Raw genomic sequence first — 21169 nt, 5'->3', positions numbered from 1 at the left:
AGAGCAGTTTGCTTTTACTTGCAGCTTGTCGCTCGAAGCTTGCAGCTGCTTTTAGCCGATGGTCATCAGACTGGCATTACCACCTGCCGCAGCCGTGTTAACACTCAACGCCCGCTCAATCACCAGACGCTCCAGCGCAATGTTGGTCTCGCCCTGGGACAAGCCCTGAACCCCGACAATCGCGCCAGCACGCTTGGCGATCTGCTGGCAGACGCCGCGCAACTGGTCGGAGTGGCCGTGATGCAGAACCGCATCGAACACCACATCGTCCTTGTTCCAGTCGGAGACCAGTTTGATCCGCGCCTGAATCTCCTTCGGCAGGCGTGCGAACAAGGCCTTGCTGATGTCGGACTCCGGCCATACCGCCGAACCGCCCACCGCCAGTACCGCTGCCAGTTGCGTCAGCAGATCGCCTTCAACTTCGGCCAGGCACAACACGTGTTCGCGCGGCAGGATGGCGTAGCTGTTTTTCTCACCGGTCGGGCCGGCCAGCACGCGGGTAATCCCGCTTTGCGATTGCGCAGCGTACTGCGCGCACAGGGTGCTCAGGTCAGCGAACTTGTTGCTATCGGCCCACGCTTTCAGTGCGTTCAGCGGTTTGCTCATGGCGTCGCGCAAACGAACGTCCGGGGCAATAACGGCATCACCGCGAGCGAAGGATTGTTCGATGGCATCTGTAGGACGTGTCGCCAGCAAACGGTACAGGTACAGCGGGCCACCGGCTTTCGGGCCAGTACCCGACAGGCCTTCGCCGCCGAATGGCTGCACGCCGACCACTGCACCAACGATGTTGCGGTTGACGTAGACGTTACCGGCATTGACGTTGTCGATCACCTTGGCGATGGTCTCGTCGATACGGGTGTGCACGCCCAAAGTCAGGCCATAACCGGAAGCGTTGATCTGGCCGATCAGTTGATCGATCTCTTTGCGCTTGTAGCGCACCACGTGCAGCACCGGGCCGAAGATCTCGCGTTGCAGTTCGTCGAAGCTTTCCAGTTCGATCAGGGTCGGCATGACGAAGGTGCCGCGTTTGACCTCTTCGGTGTCGGCGATCGCGACCTGATACACGTTGCGACCTTTGTCGCGCATGGCCTGGATGTGCTTGTCGATGCCAGCCTTGGCTTCGGCGTCGATCACCGGGCCGATGTCCACGGACAAGCGCTCAGGGTTGCCGAGACGGCTTTCGGCCATGGCACCTTTGAGCATTTCGATGACGCGATCGGCGGAATCTTCCTGCAGGCACAGGACCCGCAGCGCCGAGCAACGCTGACCCGCGCTGTCAAAGGCCGAGGACACCACGTCGATCACAACTTGTTCGGTCAGTGCCGAGGAGTCGACGATCATTGCGTTCTGGCCACCGGTTTCGGCGATCAGCGGAATCGGACGGCCCTGGCTGTCGAGACGGCCAGCGATGTTGCGTTGCAGCAGACGCGCGACTTCGGTGGAACCTGTGAACATCACGCCCTTGACGCGCTCATCACCCACCAGACCGGCACCGACGGTTTCACCGCGACCCGGCAGCAGTTGCAACACGCCTTCCGGAATGCCGGCTTCGAGCATCAGGCGCACGGCCTGAGCTGCCACCAGCGGAGTCTGTTCGGCCGGTTTGGCCAGTACCGGGTTGCCGGCAGCCAGCGCCGCAGCGACTTGACCACTGAAGATTGCCAGCGGGAAGTTCCACGGGCTGATGCACACCACCGGGCCCAGTGGACGGTGGGCGTCGTTGCTGAAATCGTTGCGTGCCTGCACCGCGTAATAACGCAGGAAGTCGACCGCTTCACGGACTTCGGCGATGGCGTTGGCGTAGGTCTTGCCGGCTTCGCGAGCGAGCAGGCCCATCAGCGGCTGGATTTCGCCTTCCATCAAGTCAGCGGCACGTTCCAGAATCGCCGCGCGCTCGGCCGGCGGGGTAGCCTGCCAGATCGGTGCGGCGTTGAGCGCGCATTGAATGGCGTTGTCGACGTCTTCGACGGTGGCTTCCTGAACGTGACCGACCACATCGCGGTGATCCGACGGGTTCAGCACCGCTGCCGGCGTTTCGTTGCTCGATGCGCAGCCGAGCATCGGTGCGGCTTTCCAGTCGTTGTGGGCAGTTGCCAGCAGCGCGCAGGACAGCGAGGCCAGACGATGTTCGTTAGCCATGTCGATGCCGCTGGAGTTGGCGCGCTCGGCACCGTACAGGTCACGCGGCAGCGGGATGCGCGGGTGCGGCAGGCCGAAGCCACCTTCCACGGTCGCCATCTGCTCGATCTGCGCCACCGGATCGGCCACCAGTTCCTGAATCGAAATCGACTGGTCGGCGATGCGGTTGACGAACGAAGTGTTCGCGCCGTTTTCCAGCAGACGACGCACGAGGTACGCCAGCAGGGTCTCGTGGGTGCCAACCGGTGCGTACACGCGGCACGGACGGTTCAGCTTGCCTTCGGAAACTTTGCCTACAACTTGTTCGTAAAGCGGTTCGCCCATGCCGTGCAGGCACTGGAATTCGTACTGGCCGGGGTAATAGTTCTGACCGGCGATGTGGTAAATCGCCGACAGGGTGTGGGCGTTGTGCGTGGCGAACTGCGGGTAGATGACTTCAGGCACCGACAGCAGTTTGCGTGCGCAAGCGATGTAGGAAACGTCGGTGTACACCTTGCGGGTGTAGACCGGATAGCCTTCCAGACCTTCAACCTGGGCGCGCTTGATTTCGCTGTCCCAGTACGCGCCTTTCACCAGGCGGATCATCAGGCGGTGACGGCTGCGACGTGCCAGATCGATCACGTAGTCGATCACGTACGGGCAACGCTTCTGGTACGCCTGGATAACGAAACCGATGCCGTTCCAGCCGGTCAGTTGCGGCTCGAAGCACAGGCGCTCGAGCAGATCCAGCGACAGCTCGAGACGGTCGGCTTCTTCGGCATCGATGTTCAGGCCGATGTCGTATTGCTTGGCCAGCAGGGTCAGCGACAGCAGGCGCGGGTACAGCTCGTCCATCACGCGCTCGTACTGCGCACGGCTGTAACGCGGGTGCAGCGCCGACAGCTTGATTGAGATGCCCGGGCCTTCATAAATCCCACGGCCGTGGGAAGCTTTGCCGATCGAATGAATGGCTTGTTCGTACGACGCCAGGTACTTCTGTGCATCGTGTTCGGTCAGCGCCGCTTCACCGAGCATGTCGTAGGAATAACGGAAACCCTTGGCTTCGAACTTGCTCGCGTTGGCCAGGGCTTCGGCGATGGTTTCGCCGGTGACGAACTGCTCGCCCATCAGGCGCATGGCCATGTCGACGCCCTTGCGGATCATCGGCTCGCCGCTCTTGCCGATGATGCGGCTCAGCGAAGAAGTCAGGCCGGCTTCGTTGTGCGTCGAGACCAGTTTGCCGGTCAGCAGCAGGCCCCAGGTCGCGGCGTTGACGAACAGCGACGGGCTATTGCCCAGGTGCGGCTGCCAGTTGCCGGTGCTGATCTTGTCGCGGATCAGCGCATCGCGAGTGCCCTTGTCCGGAATACGCAGCAGCGCTTCGGCCAGGCACATCAGCGCCACGCCTTCCTGGGACGACAGGGAAAATTCCTGCAGCAGGCCCTGAACAATGCCGGCACGGCCGCCAGCACTTTTCTGGTTACGCAGTTTTTCCGCAATGGTCGCGGCGAGCTTGTTGGTGGCTTCGGCCATCGCTGCCGGCAGACGTGCCTGCTCGATCAGCATCGGCACCACTTCCGGCTCAGGGCGACGGTAAGCGGCGGTGATCGAGGCGCGCAGCACCGATTGCGGCAGGATGCTTTCGGCGAATTCGAGGAAGCACTGATGGGCGTGATCGGTGTGGACTTCACCGGCGTCGTCGGCGTCCTTGGCGGACAAGCCGTTCAGCTCGGTCAGGGTTGCACCACCCTCGAGTTTTTCCAGGTAATTGAAAATTGCCTGCTTGATCAGCCAGTGCGGCGTGCGATCGATCGAGGTTGCGGCAGCCTTCAGGCGTTCGCGGGTCGGGTCGTCGAGTTTGACCCCAAGGGTGGTGGTAGCCATATTTTTATCCTCATGGTTGCCACAGTTGCGTGGCATCAGCTGGCGCCAAGATTAGCCGTGCGCCGAATGAGGTGCAACCGGGTGCAACCCTTTTTTGTCGGAAAAAACCGCAACTCGTCAGGAAATAAATTCCGCGACGAAAGTACTGCTCCTGCTTGGTGCTTTTGCTTCTAGCAAAGGGCCATGACTGCTACAAAAGGGAGCAAAAACGCGGCGATTGTCGGTAATTCCGACTGGGTGCAACTTATTCTCATGAAATTGGTTGCACCTCATTTGATTTGTTGCATAGCATTCGCGCCCAAGGTGCAACCGGATCTGATCCGGTGTACCGGCTGATGGCTTTCCTGGGGAAACATCAGTCATAAATGCGCGGGATCCAGGATCGTCTGCCAAACGTCGTCGTTTGCGTGCGGTTCATCACCGCCGCTACATAAAAACAAAGCCAGGGCGTAACTCAATGAGCGTAAGCAATCCAACCCTGATCACGTTCGTGATCTACATCGCAGCAATGGTGCTGATCGGCTTGATGGCCTATCGCTCCACCAACAACCTTTCTGACTATATTCTCGGCGGTCGCAGCCTCGGCAGCGTCGTCACCGCGCTGTCTGCCGGTGCCTCCGACATGAGCGGCTGGTTGCTGATGGGCCTGCCGGGCGCCATCTACATGTCCGGTCTGTCCGAAAGCTGGATCGCCATCGGTCTGGTCATCGGTGCCTACCTGAACTGGCTGTTCGTTGCCGGCCGTCTGCGCGTGCAGACCGAGCACAACGGCGACGCCCTGACCCTGCCGGACTACTTCGCCAGCCGTTTTGAAGACAAGAGCGGCCTGCTGCGGATCATCTCGGCGATCGTGATTCTGGTGTTCTTCACCATTTACTGCGCTTCCGGCATCGTCGCCGGTGCTCGCCTGTTCGAAAGCACTTTCGGCATGTCCTACGAAACGGCGCTGTGGGCCGGTGCGGCGGCAACGATTGCCTACACCTTCATCGGCGGTTTCCTCGCGGTGAGCTGGACCGACACCGTACAAGCCACGCTGATGATCTTCGCGCTGATCCTTACGCCGATCATCGTTCTGCTGGCCACCGGCGGCGTCGACACCACGTTCCTGGCCATCGAAGCCAAGGACCCGAGCAACTTCGACATGCTCAAGGGCACCACTTTCATCGGCATCATCTCGCTGATGGGCTGGGGTCTGGGTTACTTCGGTCAGCCGCACATCCTTGCGCGTTTCATGGCCGCGGACTCGGTGAAATCGATCGCCAAGGCGCGTCGCATTTCCATGACCTGGATGATCCTGTGCCTGGGCGGTACCGTGGCCGTGGGCTTCTTCGGCATTGCTTATTTCTCGGCGCACCCGGAAGTGGCGGGCGCGGTCACCGAAAACCCTGAGCGCGTGTTCATCGAACTGGCCAAGATCCTGTTCAACCCGTGGGTTGCCGGTGTCCTGCTGTCGGCGATTCTGGCTGCCGTGATGAGCACCCTGAGCTGCCAGTTGCTGGTGTGTTCGAGCGCCCTGACCGAAGACTTCTACAAAACCTTCCTGCGTAAATCCGCCTCCCAGGTGGAACTGGTCTGGGTCGGTCGCGCCATGGTCCTGCTGGTTGCGCTGATCGCCATCGCGCTGGCCGCCAACCCGGAAAACCGCGTACTGGGCCTGGTGTCCTACGCCTGGGCCGGTTTCGGTGCCGCGTTCGGTCCGGTGGTGCTGATTTCCGTGATCTGGAAAGACATGACCCGCAACGGCGCACTGGCCGGCATCATCGTCGGTGCCGTCACCGTGGTGGTGTGGAAGCATTTCGAACTGCTGGGTCTGTACGAAATCATCCCGGGCTTCATCTTCGCCAGCCTGGCGATCTACTTTGTCAGCAAGGCGGGCGAACCGACCCGCGGCATGGTCGAGCGCTTCCAGGCAGCGGAAAAAGATTTCAATCTGAACAAGTAAGGCGCTGAGCTTCGGCTCACATCAAACGGCCCGTTTCCGAAAGGAAGCGGGCCGTTTTTTATTGCCTGTGATTTCTCTGACTCGCCACCAACACCTGTAGGAGTGAGCCTGCTCGCGATAGCGGTGTGTCAGTGAAAAAAATGCCAACTGATACACCGCTATCGCGAGCAGGCTCACTCCTACAGGGTTCAGTGGTGTTGCTGAGGGATTTGTCTGTAGTCGAAGGCGTCGGTTTTCGAGGTTTTTTCGCCAGCGCAAGTAGGGCAAATCTGATTTTCCCGTCACCCGCTCTCCACCCCTTGCCCCTCATGCAGAATCGCCCGCCCTCAAACTGCAGAGAGACATCGGATGTTCGCGCCTGCCAATCAACCGCGTTTCACGTTGACCCTCGAAGGCGTCCGGGATGAGCTCAAAGTGCTTGAGTTCACGGGCAAGGAAGCCATCAGCCAACCCTATCGTTTTGATTTGGAGCTGGTTTGTGAGCGGCCGGATCTGGACCTCGAAAGCCTACTGCACGGTCAGGCGTTTCTGAGTTTCGATGCACATGGTGGCGGTATCCACGGTCAGATTGATCAGGTCGGGCAGGGTGATTCCGGGAAACGTCTGACGCGCTATCACGTCAGTCTGGTGCCGCGTCTGGCCTATCTCGGTCACCGCATCAATCAACGGATTTTCCAGCATCAGACGGTGCCGCAGATTGTTGCGCGGGTGCTCAAGGATCATTCGATCCTGCGCGATGCCTTTGAATTTCGCCTCGGCAGTGAATATCCGGAGCGTGAATATTGCGTGCAGTACGCCGAAAGCGATCTGGCGTTCATTCAGCGACTGTGCGCCGAGGTCGGCATTCATTACCACTTTCAGCACGGCCCGCAGGGCCATCTGCTGGTGTTCGGCGATGACCAGACGGTATTTGCGCGTCTGCCCGAACCGACGCTGTACCGGCCGGGCAGCGGCATGTCCACTGGCGCGCCGGCAGTGCAGCGTTTTAACGTGCGCGTGCAGACCCGCACCAGCGTCGTCACCCGGCGCGACTACAACTTCGAAAAACCAAACCTGCAACTGCACAGCCGTGTCGACAGCGAACAGCGGCCGGTGCTGGAGGATTATCATTTCCCCGCCAATTTCACTGACCGGGCAACCGGCAAGCACCTTGCTCAACGGGCGCTGGAACGGCATATCGCCGATTATCGTCAGGCCGAAGGCATCAGCGATGAATCCGCGCTGGTCTGTGGACATTTCCTGCAACTGACCGAGCATCCGCGGCAGGACTGGAACGATCTGTGGTTGCTGACCGCCGTCGAACACCATGGGCGCCAGCCGCAGGTGCTGGAAGAATCGGTGACCAGCGATGGCGAAGGCTTCCAGGGTTACCGGAATACTTTTCTCGCCACGCCGTGGGACGTGTTCTTCCGCCCGCCGTTGGGGCCGGACAAGCCGCGCATGCTCGGCTATCAACCCGCTGTGGTGACCGGGCCGAAAGACAGTGAAATCCACTGCGACGAGTACGGTCGGGTCAAGGTGCAACTGGCCTGGGATCGCGACGGTGAACTGAACGAGCATTCCAGTTGCTGGCTGCGCGTTGCCACCGGTTGGGCACACGACGGTTATGGCAGCGTGTTGATTCCGCGAGTCGGCATGGAGGTGCTGGTCGGTTTCATCGATGCTGACGCCGACAAACCTTTGGTAATGGGTTGTCTGCCCAACGCCGCGACACCCGTGCCGCTGGATTTGCCGGCCGACAAGACCCGCAGCATCTTTCGCAGCCACAGCAGCCCCGGCGGTGCTGGCTACAACGAGCTGCGCATCGAGGACAGGAAAGGCGCCGAGGAAATCTACCTGCGCGCCCAGCGCAACTGGACCCAACATGTGTTGCACGACCAGCAAGTGCAGGTCGACAACCAGCGCAGCATTGTCGTCACCGGCACCGCACGGCACGAGTTGAAAGCCGATGAACAGCGCATCACCCACGGCCAGCGGCAGACCGAGGTCAAGCAGGACGATCATCTGACCGTCAGTGGCGAGCGGCATATTCGTGTCGGCAGCCAAACCCTCAGCGCCAGCGCTCAGTTTCACGTCAGCGCTGGCCAGCAAGTGGTCATCGATGGCGGCGCAAGCGCGACGATTCAGGCGGGCGGGCAGTGGATCAACATCGGTCCCGGCGGGATTTTCAGCAGCGTGCCGATCGTCGTCGGTGGCGCGCCGATGGCAGCGCTCAGCGCCGCGCCGGTCGTGCCGGGGTTGCCGGAAAAACTCGCCGCCGCGCCGGCTGCCGTGCTGACGGCCGCGCAAATCATGAGCTTCAAGGGCGATGCGCCATTCTGTGAAGAATGCGAGCGCTGCAAGGACGGTGTCTGTGCCGCCTGATTCCCTCTCACCTGCCGATTGGCTGGCGCAAGCGCCGTTGCAGGACTGCGAACAATTGTTCGCGGTGTTCAGCCATGCCAGCGCGGCCAAACCACCCAAGGCCTGGCTCGACGCGGCGAGTCCGCTGTGGGCTGACACGGTGTATGCCGAGTGGGATGCGGTGATGCCTTGCGTGGGAACTGTCAGCCTCGACAGTGAGTTTTTGCATTGGGTCGCCGACACCGAGTCGCGCGATTGGGGGTGGCTGGTGGTGTCTTCGGCAAGCCTGGAGGTGCTGGTCGAGCATTTCCGCAGCCTGACTCAAGTGCTGATGCCGAACGGCAAAACGGTGTTCTTCCGCTTTTGGGACGGGCGCTTTTTATTGCCGATTTTGCACTTTGGTGAGGTGGAGGCATGGAAACTGTTTCCGCTGGTCAGTCGCGCTCTGATCAACGGCCAGGCGCTGCACATCGGTGGCGCGGCGCAGACTTCGGGCAAGGTCTTTCCGTGGTGGCAGGTGCCGGAGTCGGTGCTGGCAGTGGAGGGCGTTGCCGTCCGTACGGCCAATGCGATGCAGTGGTTGAGCGAAGAAAGCCCGGCGATATTTGAAGCCTTTCCCGAGACTGTTCTGCGCTGCAAGGTCAGGCAGTTTTTTCAGCTTTCGATGTCGGAAGATTCTTCGCAATCGGCGATGCTGGTCTATTTGCTGGCAGAGCTGGAGTGACATTTCGGGGCAACGGACTCGGAGATTTCCTTCGAAGTGCGGCGGATTGCGTGAACTGGTGGGCGGTGTGTTGCAGGGATAGTCTTTTCGTTGTCACTGCGGGAGTGGTGACAGGGTGTAGGAACCCTCGCTTTCATGGCGTTACAGTTCGTTGGATTTTTTACGGCGCTTGATTCAAGTCCGTAAGATCGTTTTGCGGCGGCTGTGCGTGGGACACGCTTCGGCGTGACCGAGGTCCATGATTGCTCGGTTCCTACTCTTGCGCACAGCTGCCACCCAAACCTGTAGGACGGTTAATTGGCGGCTCACCTTTATCAATCATGGAGCTGACAAATGACGAATATGCATCCCGATCCACCCTACAAAAAAATCATCCCTCACCCGGACAATCGCTTCATGGCGCTGACCGACAACTGCAGCGACATGCCGACCCTGTTCATCGACACCCACGTCCCCCTCGACATCCTCATGGACGCCGCCAATCACCGCCTGCGCGCCGTGATTCAGGTTCTGGAAAACATGTGCATGCGCGGCTCGGTCGAATGCGACTCGCTCATCCTCAGCGACTTCGCCCGGCTCTGCGTGATTCCCTTGCGTGATGGCTGCGATGTGCTGGATGTGATCGGCTCGCGCTTGCGTGCGATGCCATAAAAGCAAAGCCCCTCACCCTAACCCTCTCCCAGAGGGAGAGGGGACTGATCGAGTTGTCTGGGAGACGTTCGCCGACCTGCGGTTTCAATGGTGAACTTGGCTTGGGCAGGCTTGATATGAGTTGTTCTTTCTGGGGACTGACCGAAGTGGCTGGGTGATATGCGCCGACCTGTGACTTGCGCTGATTTTCGATTGGCCAAGCCTGAGATCACACTGATCTTTCAGGTCGATGCAACCCGCAAGATCACCACCTTCAGTCCCCTCTCCCTTCGGGAGAGGGCCAGGGTGAGGGCAGGCTTTCGTCCGCTCGGCCGCCAACCCCTGACTTGCCACGCGGTAAAAGGTAAACTTTGCGCCCTTCGCAGGAGCAGCCATGAATTATCGTCACGCCTTCCATGCCGGCAATCACGCCGATGTGTTCAAACACCTGACCTTGACCCGCCTCATCGCCCTGATGTCGCGCAAGGAGCAGCCGTTTGCCTATCTCGACAGCCACGCCGGCATCGGTCTTTATGACTTGCAGGGCGATCAGGCCAGTCGTACCGGCGAGTATCTGGAAGGCATCGCGCGTTTGTGGGATCAGCCGGACCTGCCGGCGCTGACCGCTGACTACATGAACGTGCTGCACGAGATGAACCCGGATGGCCAGTTGCGCTATTACCCCGGTTCGCCGGAGCTGGCGCGGCGCCTGACCCGCCCGCAGGATCGGGTGATGCTCAACGAGAAACACCCCGAAGACGGCGTGTTGCTCAAGGACAACATGGCCGGTGATCGTCGGGTGAAGGTGCATCTGGGCGAGGGCTGGCATGTCGCGCGGGCGATGTTGCCGGTGCAGGAAAAGCGCGCCGTGATGTTGATCGACCCGCCGTTCGAGCAGCTCGATGAAATGCAGCGCTGCGCGGCGTCGATGAAAGAGGCGATCGGGCGCATGCGCCAGACTGTGGCGGCGATCTGGTACCCGGTCAAGGATCAGCGCGCGTTGCGGCGTTTCTATCAGGACCTGGCCGGCACCGGGGCGCCGAAGTTGTTGCGCGTGGAACTGCTGGTGCATCCGCTGGATACGCCGAACAGTCTGAACGGCTCGGGTCTGGCGATTGCCAATCCGCCGTGGGGGCTGGAGGAAGAACTGCGCGAGTTGCTGCCGTGGTTGTCGAAGAAGCTTGGCCAGACTCAGGGTGGCTGGCAGATGGATTGGCTCATAGCGGAATGACTTCGAGCTACAAGCTTCGAGCTACAAGCTACAAGCTACAAGCTGAAGCGAACACAGCACTTGCAGCTTGCAGCTCGCAGCTCGCAGCTCGCAGCTTTAGTCAGGCATACACACGCCGGTGCCGCCAATCCCGCAATAACCTTCCGGATTTTTCGCCAGATACTGCTGGTGATACGCCTCGGCAAAGTACACGGTCGGCGCCTGGTCGATTTCGGTGCTGATTTCGCCCAGCCCGGCCTTCGCCAGTTCTGCCTGGTACAGCGCTTTGCTTTTCAGCGCGGCGTCCAGTTGCTCGGGAGAGGTTGCGTAGATCACCGAGCGGTACTGCGTGCCGATGTCGTTGCCCTGGCGCATGCCTTGAGTCGGGTTGTGCAGTTCCCAGAACATCGCCAGCAGCTCTTCGTAGCTGACAACGGCCTTGTCATACACCACCAGCACCACTTCGGCGTGGCCGGTCAGGCCTGAGCAGACTTCTTCGTAAGTCGGGTTCGGCGTGAAGCCGCCGGCATAACCCACGACCGTACTGACCACACCTTCGCGCTGCCAGAAGCGCCGTTCCGCACCCCAGAAGCAGCCGAGGCCGAAGATGGCGAAGTCGACGTCCTGAAAGAACGGGCCGAGCAGTGGGGTGTCTTCGAAGACGAAATGCTTTTCAGGCAGGGTCATCGCGGTTTCGCGGCCGGGCAGGGCTTGTTCTTTGGTTGGAAGCACGTTTTTGTTCACCAGAATTTCCGAGCGCAGAACCATGAGCGTTCCTCTCAGTCAGGTTGGATGTGAAAAGTCAGACCGCCAGTGTGCCCAATGATGCCCGGTTAATCACTACCCAAATGTATGGGTACTGTAGGAGTGAGCCTGCTCGCGATAGCGGTGGGTCAGTCAGCAAAGAAGTTACGGACAGACCGCTATCGCGAGCAGGCTCACTCCTACAAGGGGACTGCGGTGGCTTATAGGCACAGCGGCCCGCGCGGATAGCGCTTGAGCGCCGGGATCAGCTCGGCGCCGGGGATTGGCCGGTCGAACAGGTAGCCTTGGCCGACGTCGCAACGGTGACGCCGCAGGAATGCCAGTTGCTCGGCGGTCTCGATGCCTTCAGCGACAACCTTGAGTTTCAGGTTGTGGGCCATGGCAATCACCGCCGAGGTGATTTCCATGTCGTCCTGGTTGTCCGGAATCTCGTGGATGAAGCTGCGATCGATCTTGATGATGTCGATCGGGAATTTCTTCAGATAGCTGAGCGATGAATAGCCGGTGCCGAAGTCGTCCATCGCCAGGGTCAGGCCCAAACGCTTGAGCTGATCAAGCTGCAAGTGCGTGTCTTCGGTGGCTTCCAGCAGCAGGCCTTCAGTCAGTTCCAGCTCGAGCAGATTGGCCGGCAGCGCTTCTTCCTTGAGGATGTTGGCGATGGAGGCAACCAGGTCCGGGTCGGAAAACTGTTTCGGTGACAGGTTGATCGCCACTTGCAGATTACCCAGGCCGGCAGCGGTCAGGGCTTTGCTCATGCGGCAGGCCTGGCGAGCGATCCATTTGCCGATCGGAATGATCAGCCCGGTCTCTTCGGCAACGCTGATGAACTGGTCCGGGCGAATCATCCCGCGTTCCGGGTGATTCCAGCGCAGCAGCGCTTCCATGCCCAGCAGGCGACCGCTGCGCAGGCAGAGCTTGGGCTGATAGAACACGTCGAGCTCGTTCTGCGTCAGGGCGCGGCGCAGGTTGTTCTCGACAAACAGCTTGTAGCTGGCTTCGGCATTCAGCGCTTCGGTGAACACCTGCAACTGGTGTTTGCCGTTGGCCTTGGCTTTGTGCAACGCCAGACCGGCGTTACGCATCAGCGTCTGCGGGTCGCGCCCGTGCAGCGGTGCGCAGGCCAGGCCGACCGAGCCGGTGACGCTGATCAACTGGTTATCGACGAACATCGGCTTGTCGAGGGTCAGCAGCAACTGGCTGGCAATCCGCTGCCCGGCTTCGAGGTCGGTATTGTCGAGCAACACGGCAAACTCGTTACTCGCGAAGCGCGCCAGACTGCCGCTCGGGCTGAGACTGTTGCGCAGACGTCGAGCGAGGCTGATCAGCAGTTTGTCGCCGGTTTGATGGCCGAGGCTATCGTTGATGCGCTTGAAGTTGTCGATGTCCACCAAGAGCAGGCTGATCGGCGTATCGCTGTCGCGGGCGAAGCGCTCGTCGAGGTTGCGGATGAATGCGGGGCGGTTGCCGAGGTTGGTCAGGTTGTCGGTGTAAGCCAGGCGCTCGATGCGCTGCTGCGCCAGTTTGGTCTGGGTGATGTCTTCGTAGATGCCGATGTAATGCGTCAGCTCACGGTTGTCGCCGTACACCTTGGAAATCGACAACTGGCCCCAGTACGGTTCGAGATTTTTTCGTCGGCTTTTGAACTCGCCCTGCCAGCTGTTGCTTTGCGCCAGCGCCGAAGGCGCGTCGAACAGCAGTTCGCTGAGGTTTTCCAGTGCCGGCAGTTCCGACAGGCGCTGGCCGTGGACTTCTTCGGTGGTGTACTGGGTGATCGCCGTGAAGCTTGGATTGACGTACTCGACCACACCGTCGCAGTTGACCAGCAAAAAGGCGTTGGCACTTTGCTCGACCGCACGCTGGAACAGGTGCAGGGCGCTGGTGGCGGTGCGACGGTTATGGTTGTTGATGACTTGCGCGAACTGATCGGCCAGCTCACCGGCAAACGCAATCTCGTCGGACTGCCAGGCGCGGGTCACACCGGTCTGCTCCAGACAAAGCACGCCGACGACCTGGCCGTCGACGCGGATGCTCGCATCGAGCATGGCGTTGACGTCACGCGGGCGCAGGGCTTCGGCCATCTCGCGGGTGCGCGGGTCGCGCATCGCGTTATGTGCATCGATGGCGCGGCTGCCGTGCAGTGCCTCCATGTAATCAGGGAAGCCGCCGATGTCGATCACGTCCGGGAGGATGTATTCCTGCGTTGCGCGATGGTAGGCCGAGATCGGCACCAGCAGATTGCCCTCGAGATTCCACAGGCTGGCGCAGTCGATTTCATAAATATCGCAAGCGCAGCGGGTGATCAGTTCGGCGGCTTCCTGCAAGGAGTTGTGCGTGCTGTAGCGCTGGCGGGCGAGCAGTAGAATCAGCTCCTGCTGGGCACGCACGCGTTCCAGATGCTGCAGTTGCTCCTGCTGGGCACGCTGATTGAGTTCAAGGGCGATCTGCAACCGCGAGTTCTGCGTTTCGAGGTCGACGGAGGGCAGTAGCGGCGGCTCGTCGAACACATCGTCGACCGCCAGCAGGTAACCGCGCAGCAGATGCCGATTGTGCTGTTTATAGGCTTCGCCCAGCTCGAGGATGCTCAGCGCCCCGGAGGCGGTGTGCAGGGTGTAGCGCACCAGGTAATGTGGGCTGATGGTGAGCTGTTGCTGGATCGCGTCATGCAATTGGTAGCGCGCTTCCGGTTCCATCAGGCTGGCATACGGCGAGCCGACCAGTGCACACAGCTCGACCGCCGGCTGGCCGAACTGGCGTTCGCAGTTGGGGTCGAGAAACAGCATGGCCCAACTGGCTTCATTCAAGCGCTCGAAACGCAGCATGCCGAGCCGCGAGGGCACAGGCAACTGCGTCACTACCTCGGCCGCCATACGGCTGGCGGCATCGGGTTGGCTCTTCATGAAGGGAACTCGCTTGGAAATATGCTGAACGCGCCGGGCTCGCGCCCTCTTAACTGTTGCCTGCGGCAAGGTTGCATCATTGCGGCCCCGACTGACAAGAGAGATGAAGGCCAAGTGCTATAAGAATATGTCGGCTGGACTGAACATTTCTCCAGCCAGTGCACAAAACTAATGCGCGGAGCATGACCGAGCGCCGTTCCAGAGCGGTTGATGCTCGGCAACGGCGCCCAGTGCACCCACCGATCAGCGTAGGGGGATGACGATCGATTGCAGGCGTTTGCCGTCACGGTCGTGATAGTTGACCTGAATCTGCCCGGCCTCGACCACCAGATGGGCAAAATTGTCCTCGCTGACCACGGTGCTGGTCAGCTCATGCCGATAATCCCCCGCAGCGGTGCGCACCAATGGCTGATCGAGAATAAACGTCGAGGCTTTGGCATACGGCAGCAGTTTGCTGTTGCACAGCGGTGACGACACCACGGTGTGGACTTCGAAGTCGGGGTCTTCGCTGTGACTCAGGCGAGCGGTCAGCGAACCGTGAACATCACCCGAAATGAACACGACATTCTTGATCCTTTGCGTGCGAATCGTTTCCAGCAGGCGCAGGCGTTGTCCGGGAAAGGCTTTCCAGGCGTCATCGCCATGAAGTTTGCGGTCCGGGTAGAACATCACGCTGGTTACCACGAACTTGACCCGCGCTTCGCTGTGGCTCAGCCATTTGAGCAGGGCCTGTTCCTGCGCCTCATCGAGAATGCGACGACCATCGGCAGACAAGTTGCGGCGAGTACGACTGTCGGTCACAAACCATTCGATATCGCCGTCGCTGAATTGATACCAGTAATGCTCAAGCGACGATCGGTCTATTTCACCGTTAGTTGTCAGTGGATGTACCGGGCTGTGACTGGCCTGATACAACTCATAGGCCGCCATTGCGTTGCGGAATAAATCGACGTCGGACTTGTTGGCATTGGCTGGCCAGTTGTCTTCAATCTCATGATCGTCGAGGATCATGTAAGTTGAAGTGCCAGACATCAGCCGTTTTATATTGGGTTGCGAGAAAGCCGCGCGGTACTTGCTGAGAATATCCTTGTACTCACGATCCGGCGCGATCAGATTAAGATCATCAACATAGATCTGGTCGCCGGTCATCAACACCGCACTGATCGGTGGCTCAATCCCCTCGATCACTTGATTGATTGAAGCAAAGATCCGGTCGCCCAGCTGCGGCAGGGACGCAACCCCCGCAGTCATGCGCAAATAGCGACAAGAGCCGACAATATAAGCTCGCGGCTGCATCGGCTTGCTGGAGCGGGTACGCAGACGATGAATCTCTCGCGGCCATTGCAGTGGCAGTTCGGCAATGCTGTCCGGTGTGTGCACCGGGCTCATCGGACTGAACCAGCCGGCTTGATATTCAAATTCAGTGTCGGCGCTCAAGTTGTTGAGGACGAACACGTGAGACATATCGCGTAAATCACTCAAGCGCGCGAAGTTACCCTTTGTCCATTGTTGTGCACCGGCTGCGCGATAACGTACTCCGGCAAACACCCGCGAATTGTTCTGACGGTCGCCACGCAGGAATATACGTGCATGATTAGTTGTAACGTGGCCGACGATCGGCCCGATAGTTGGTTTTAACATGTCGAATCCATTCGAAGTAACTTGAATCAGCTGGGTTAGCTAACTTTATTAGTTGTGGTGGCTGTGCCTAGGTTAGTTGCGTGCCGGGCAAAAAGATCGGTGCCAAGCCGACCAGTGCTGTGGCCGATATCAACGCGACTTGTAGGAAAAGGAAGAAAAAGGTTTTTCTTGAGCAAAAAAAAGCCCCGCCAGATGACGGGGTTGAGGTACGAGCGTGTGGCGCTCGAAAGGGTGCAGCAAGCGGCCCTCCGTTGCCGGAGGGCCGCTTGGATTACAGCAGGATGGTGCGGATGTCGCCCAGCAGGCTGCCCAGACGCTGGGTGAAGCGTGCGGCAGCGGCGCCATTGATCACACGGTGATCGTAGGACAGCGACAGTGGCAGCATCAGTTTCGGCTGGAAGGCTTTGCCGTCCCAGACTGGCTGGATGGTTGCCTTGGACACACCGAGGATCGCTACTTCCGGCGCGTTGACGATCGGCGTGAAGCCGGTGCCGCCAATATGGCCGAGGCTGGAAATGGTGAAGCAGGCGCCTTGCATCTCGTCCGAGGACAGCTTCTTGGTGCGGGCTTTTTCAGCCAGCGAAGCCGCTTCGGCTGCCAATTGCAGCAGGCTCTTCTGGTCGACGTTCTTGATCACCGGCACCAGCAGGCCATCCGGGGTGTCGACGGCGAAGCCGATGTTCACGTATTTCTTGCGGATGATCGCTTTGCCGCTTGGCGCCAGCGAACTGTTGAAGTCCGGCAGCTCCTTGAGCAGATGCGCGCAGGTCTTGAGCAGCAGCGGCAGGATGGTCAGCTTGACGCCAGCCTTCTCGGCCACGGCTTTCTGCGCCACACGGAAGGCTTCCAGCTCGGTGATGTCTGCCGAGTCGAATTGCGTCACGTGTGGCACGTTCAGCCAGCTGCGGTGCAGGTTGGCAGCGCCGACTTGCATCAGGCGAGTCATCGGCACTTCTTCGATTTCGCCAAAACGGCTGAAATCGACGACCGGAATCGGCGGGATACCCGCGCCACCGGTTGCACCAGCAGCAGCGGCCGGTGCTTCCTTGGCCTTCTGCATCATCGCTTTGACGTAGGTCTGCACGTCTTCTTTCAGAATACGACCGTGCGGGCCGCTGGCGCCGACAGCACTCAGCTCGACGCCGAACTCACGGGCCAGTTGACGTACGGCGGGACCTGCGTGAACTTTCGCGCCTGGCTTGGCCGGTGCGGCAGCTTGAGCAGCAGGTGCAGCGGCAGCCGGGGCAGCAGCGGCGGGTGCCGGAGCGCTCGGTGCAGCAGCGGCCGCTGGAGCCGGGGCAGCAGCAGGTGCCGCGCCTTTGACTTTCAGCTTGAGGATCAGGTCGCCGGTGCCAACTTCGTCATCCAGCTTGATCGAAACGCTTTCGACCACGCCAGCGGCAGGCGATGGAATTTCCATGCTGGCCTTGTCGGATTCCAGGGTGATCAGCGACTGGTCGGCTTCGACGGTGTCGCCGGCCTTGACCAGTACTTCGATGATCTTGGCCTTGCCGGCCGAACCGATGTCCGGAACGTGGATGTCCTGAACGCTGTCGGCGACCGGTGCGGCTGGAGCGGCAGCCGGAGCTGGCGCAGCGGCGGCAGCAGGCGCGGCAGCCTGAGCCGGAGCGGCCGCAGCAGGCGCCGCAGCACCCGCCACTTCCAGATCCAGAATCAGATCGCCAGTGCCGACTTCGTCGTTGAGCTTGACGCTGATGGCCTTGACCACGCCAGCGGCAGGCGACGGGATTTCCATGCTCGCCTTGTCGGATTCAAGGGTGATCAGCGATTGATCAGCTTCGACGGTGTCGCCGACCTTGACCTGGATCTCGATGATCTGCGCCTTGCCCGACGAACCGATGTCCGGCACGTGTACTTGCTGTACCGAAGCGGCAGCAGGTGCAGCGGCAGGCGCGGCAGCAGCAGGTGCCGCAGCCGGTTTTTCTTCAGCTTTGGCAGCCGGAGCCGCCGCCGGAGCAGGGGCTGCCTCAGCAGCGCCCTCGACTTCCAGCTCAAGCAGTTCGTCGCCTTCTTTCAGGCGGTCGCCCAGCTTCACTTTCAGGCTTTTGATGACGCCGGCTTTCGGGGCTGGCACTTCCATGCTGGCCTTGTCCGATTCCAGGGTCAGGATGCTCTGGTCGGCTTCGATGCGGTCACCGACCTTCACAAACAGTTCAATTACTTCACCTTCACCGCTGCCGATGTCAGGTACGCGAATGAGTTCGCTCACAAAATGTCTCCTCAGCAGTCCAGTGGGTTGCATTTTTCCGGGTCGATGCCGAACTTGACGATGGCCTCAGCCACGACCTTAGGTTCGATATCACCACGGTCAGCCAGTGCTTCCAGGGCTGCCAACACCACGAAATGACGGTCGACTTCGAAGAAATGACGCAGTTTCTTGCGGCTGTCGCTGCGGCCGAAACCGTCGGTGCCCAGGACTTTGAATTCCTTGGACGGTACCCACTGACGGATCTGTTCGGCGAACAGCTTCATGTAGTCGGTAGAGGCGATGACCGGACCCTTGCGGCCGCTCAGGCACTCTTCGACGTAGCTCAGCTTAGGCTTCTGGCCAGGCTTGAGACGGTTGCTGCGCTCTACGGCCAGGCCGTCGCGACGCAGTTCGTTGAAGCTGGTAACGCTCCACACGTCGGCGCCGACGTTGAACTCTTCACGCAGGATCTTCGCCGCTTCACGCACTTCGCGAAGGATGGTGCCGGAGCCCATCAGCTGGACGTGGTGTGCCGCGTCGCGAGTGTCTTCCTCGAGCAGGTACATGCCTTTCTTGATGCCTTCTTCGGCACCGGCCGGCATGGCTGGCTGCTGGTACGACTCGTTCATCACGGTGATGTAGTAGAAGATGTCCTGTTGCTCTTCGGTCATCTTCTTCATGCCGTCCTGAATGATCACCGCCAGCTCGTAGCCGTAGGTTGGATCGTAGGTGCGGCAGTTCGGGATGGTTGCGGCCAGCAGGTGGCTGTGACCGTCTTCGTGCTGCAGACCTTCACCGTTCAGGGTGGTGCGGCCGGCGGTGCCGCCGATCAGGAAGCCACGGGTACGGCTGTCGCCGGCAGCCCAGGCGAGGTCGCCAATGCGCTGGAAACCGAACATCGAGTAGAAGATGTAGAACGGCAGCATCGGCTGGTTGTGGCTGGAGTACGAAGTGCCGGCAGCGATGAACGAGCTCATGGCGCCTGCTTCGTTGATGCCTTCTTCAAGGATCTGACCTTTCTGGTCTTCCTTGTAGAACATCACCTGGTCTTTATCGACTGGCTCGTAGAGCTGGCCGACGGACGAGTAAATACCCAGCTGACGGAACATGCCTTCCATACCGAAGGTACGGGCTTCGTCCGGAATGATCGGAACGATGCGCGGGCCGATTTCCTTGTCCTTGACCAGTTGCGCGAGGATCCGCACGAACGCCATGGTGGTGGAAATTTCGCGGTCGCCGGAACCGTCGAGGATGGCCTTGAGGGTGTCCAGATCCGGAGTCGGTACGCTGAAGCTCTGCGCGCGGCGCTGCGGCACGAAACCGCCCAGTGCGGCACGACGCTCGGCGAGGTAGCGGGCTTCGGCGCTGTTTGGCTCAGGCTTGAAGAACGGCAGGTTCTCCAGTTCTTCGTCCTTGACCGGGATGTCGAAGCGGTCGCGGAACAACTTCAGGCTGTCGACATCGACTTTCTTGGTGTTGTGCGCCGTGTTTTTCGCTTCGCCGGCACCGGTGCCATAACCTTTGATGGTTTTGGCGAGGATGACGGTCGGTTGTTCTTTGTGGTTGACCGCTTCGTGGTACGCCGCGTAGACCTTGTACGGGTCGTGGCCGCCACGGTTGAGTTTCCAGATCTCGTCGTCGGACAGATCGGCAACCATTGCCTTGAGTTCAGGCGTGTTGAAGAAGTGCTCGCGAACGAACGCGCCGTCTTTGGCTTTGTAGTTCTGGTACTCGCCGTCGATGACTTCGTCCATGCGACGCTGCAGGATGCCATCGACGTCCTTGGCCAACAGAGGGTCCCAGAAACGGCCCCAGATGACTTTGGTCACGTTCCACTGTGCACCGCGGAACACACCTTCGAGTTCCTGGATGATCTTGCCGTTGCCGCGAACCGGGCCGTCGAGGCGCTGCAGGTTGCAGTTGATGACGAAGATCAGGTTGTCCAGCTTCTCGCGGCCGGCCAGGGAGATCGCGCCCAGGGATTCCGGCTCGTCGCACTCGCCGTCGCCCAGGAAGCACCAGACTTTCTGTTTGCCCGGCTGAATGAAACCGCGGTGTTCCAGGTACTTCATGAAACGTGCCTGGTAGATCGCCTGGATCGGACCCAGACCCATCGATACGGTCGGGAACTGCCAGAAGTCAGGCATCAGCCAAGGGTGCGGATAGGACGACAGGCCTTGACCATCGACTTCCTGACGGAAGTTGTTCATCTGGTCTTCGGTGATGCGGCCTTCCATGAATGCACGGGCGTACACGCCTGGCGAGGTGTGGCCCTGGAAGTAGATCAGGTCGCCGCCGTGTTCGTCGGTCGGGGCCTGGAAGAAGTAGTTGAAGCCGATGTCATACAGCGTCGCACTGGAAGCGAAGCTGGAGATGTGACCACCCAGGTCAGAATCTTTCAGGTTCGTACGCATTACCATGGCCATCGCGTTCCAGCGTACCAGCGAGCGAATGCGGCGTTCCATGAACAGGTCGCCAGGCATGCGTGCTTCGTGGGTAACGGGAATCGTGTTGCGGTAAGGCGTGGTGATGGCGTAAGGGAGCTGCGAACCGCTGCGGGTCGCCAGTTCACCCATACGGGTCATCAGATAGTGAGCACGGTCTTCGCCTTCTTTGTCGAGAACCGATTCCAGGGCGTCCAGCCATTCCTGGGTTTCGACGGGATCGAGGTCTTGCATGGCTTGCTCCAGGGCGGAAAGGCTTCCAGAATCGGTTGCCTGAGTTTGCGACTGGCCTTGTGGGCAGACGATTTAAAATTCTTGGATTGCCGACTGGTTGTTCCGGCGGCGTGTAGTTTTACTAC

Annotated in this window: 11 protein-coding genes; 5 read left to right on the top strand and 6 right to left on the bottom strand. The window is 60.2% G+C overall.

The annotated features are described in order from the left end of the window. Positions 1 to 51: 51 nt before the first annotated feature. A complete protein-coding gene (gene putA, locus V6F91_RS14055) occupies positions 52 to 4005 on the bottom strand; it encodes a trifunctional transcriptional regulator/proline dehydrogenase/L-glutamate gamma-semialdehyde dehydrogenase (protein WP_332765364.1) in 3954 nt (1317 codons plus the stop codon). A 457-nt stretch (positions 4006 to 4462) separates the two neighbouring features. Between putA and putP the strand changes: the two genes are divergently transcribed. The 5 genes from putP (at position 4463) to V6F91_RS14030 (ending at position 10875) form a co-directional block, all read left to right on the top strand. Then, positions 4463 to 5947, top strand: a complete 1485-nt coding sequence (gene putP, locus V6F91_RS14050; RefSeq protein WP_208939022.1) for a sodium/proline symporter PutP — start codon at positions 4463 to 4465, stop codon at positions 5945 to 5947. A gap of 348 nt (positions 5948 to 6295) precedes the next feature. After that, complete coding sequence (locus V6F91_RS14045) at positions 6296 to 8311, top strand: type VI secretion system tip protein VgrG (RefSeq protein WP_332765361.1); 2016 nt, start codon at positions 6296 to 6298, stop codon at positions 8309 to 8311. Next, positions 8301 to 9014, top strand: a complete 714-nt coding sequence (locus V6F91_RS14040; RefSeq protein WP_332765359.1) for a DUF4123 domain-containing protein — start codon at positions 8301 to 8303, stop codon at positions 9012 to 9014. The genes V6F91_RS14045 and V6F91_RS14040 overlap by 11 nt, the downstream gene beginning before the upstream one ends. 333 nt (positions 9015 to 9347) lie before the next feature. Continuing rightward, positions 9348 to 9665 carry a hypothetical protein gene (locus V6F91_RS14035; protein WP_332765357.1) on the top strand — a complete coding sequence of 106 codons (318 nt, stop codon included), beginning with the start codon at positions 9348 to 9350 and terminating at the stop codon, positions 9663 to 9665. A 373-nt stretch (positions 9666 to 10038) separates the two neighbouring features. Beyond that, complete coding sequence (locus V6F91_RS14030) at positions 10039 to 10875, top strand: 23S rRNA (adenine(2030)-N(6))-methyltransferase RlmJ (protein ID WP_332765355.1); 837 nt, start codon at positions 10039 to 10041, stop codon at positions 10873 to 10875. A 96-nt stretch (positions 10876 to 10971) separates the two neighbouring features. Here the strand turns inward: V6F91_RS14030 and msrA are convergent, their stop codons facing one another. From msrA to aceE, 5 genes are all read right to left on the bottom strand, one after another. After that, on the bottom strand, positions 10972 to 11622 hold the full coding sequence (gene msrA, locus V6F91_RS14025; protein ID WP_332765353.1) for a peptide-methionine (S)-S-oxide reductase MsrA: 651 nt from the start codon (positions 11620 to 11622) through the stop codon (positions 10972 to 10974). A gap of 197 nt (positions 11623 to 11819) precedes the next feature. Further along, positions 11820 to 14516 carry a putative bifunctional diguanylate cyclase/phosphodiesterase gene (locus V6F91_RS14020; RefSeq protein ID WP_332765351.1) on the bottom strand — a complete coding sequence of 899 codons (2697 nt, stop codon included), beginning with the start codon at positions 14514 to 14516 and terminating at the stop codon, positions 11820 to 11822. Between the two features lie 243 nt (positions 14517 to 14759). Next, complete coding sequence (locus tag V6F91_RS14015; protein ID WP_332765349.1) at positions 14760 to 16157, bottom strand: alkaline phosphatase D family protein; 1398 nt, start codon at positions 16155 to 16157, stop codon at positions 14760 to 14762. 271 nt (positions 16158 to 16428) lie between these two features. Next, the gene (gene aceF / locus V6F91_RS14010) at positions 16429 to 18387 is read right to left on the bottom strand and encodes a dihydrolipoyllysine-residue acetyltransferase (protein ID WP_332765347.1); all 1959 of its coding nucleotides are present in this window, start codon (positions 18385 to 18387) and stop codon (positions 16429 to 16431) included. 11 nt (positions 18388 to 18398) lie between these two features. Continuing rightward, entirely contained in the window at positions 18399 to 21044 is a 2646-nt protein-coding gene (gene aceE, locus V6F91_RS14005; protein WP_332765345.1) for a pyruvate dehydrogenase (acetyl-transferring), homodimeric type, read from the bottom strand. Between the last annotated feature and the right edge of the window lie 125 nt (positions 21045 to 21169).

Origin of the sequence: Pseudomonas koreensis, from assembly GCF_036668835.1 — a bacterium.
Lineage (GTDB): Bacteria > Pseudomonadota > Gammaproteobacteria > Pseudomonadales > Pseudomonadaceae > Aquipseudomonas > Aquipseudomonas koreensis_I.
The sequence above is the reverse complement of the archived record's forward strand: the minus strand, read 5'-3'. Positions and strand labels throughout refer to the sequence as shown.

Bases quoted from the DNA above. Each gene is read 5' to 3' on its own strand.
- V6F91_RS14015 (WP_332765349.1), bottom strand. From the start codon at position 16,157: ATGTTAAAACCAACTATCGGGCCGATCGTCGGCCACGTTACAACTAAT.
- V6F91_RS14045 (WP_332765361.1), top strand. From the start codon at position 6,296: ATGTTCGCGCCTGCCAATCAACCGCGTTTCACGTTGACCCTCGAAGGC.
- putA (WP_332765364.1), bottom strand. From the start codon at position 4,005: ATGGCTACCACCACCCTTGGGGTCAAACTCGACGACCCGACCCGCGAA.
- msrA (WP_332765353.1), bottom strand. From the start codon at position 11,622: ATGGTTCTGCGCTCGGAAATTCTGGTGAACAAAAACGTGCTTCCAACC.
- aceE (WP_332765345.1), bottom strand. From the start codon at position 21,044: ATGCAAGACCTCGATCCCGTCGAAACCCAGGAATGGCTGGACGCCCTG.
- V6F91_RS14020 (WP_332765351.1), bottom strand. From the start codon at position 14,516: ATGAAGAGCCAACCCGATGCCGCCAGCCGTATGGCGGCCGAGGTAGTG.
- putP (WP_208939022.1), top strand. From the start codon at position 4,463: ATGAGCGTAAGCAATCCAACCCTGATCACGTTCGTGATCTACATCGCA.
- V6F91_RS14030 (WP_332765355.1), top strand. From the start codon at position 10,039: ATGAATTATCGTCACGCCTTCCATGCCGGCAATCACGCCGATGTGTTC.
- V6F91_RS14035 (WP_332765357.1), top strand. From the start codon at position 9,348: ATGACGAATATGCATCCCGATCCACCCTACAAAAAAATCATCCCTCAC.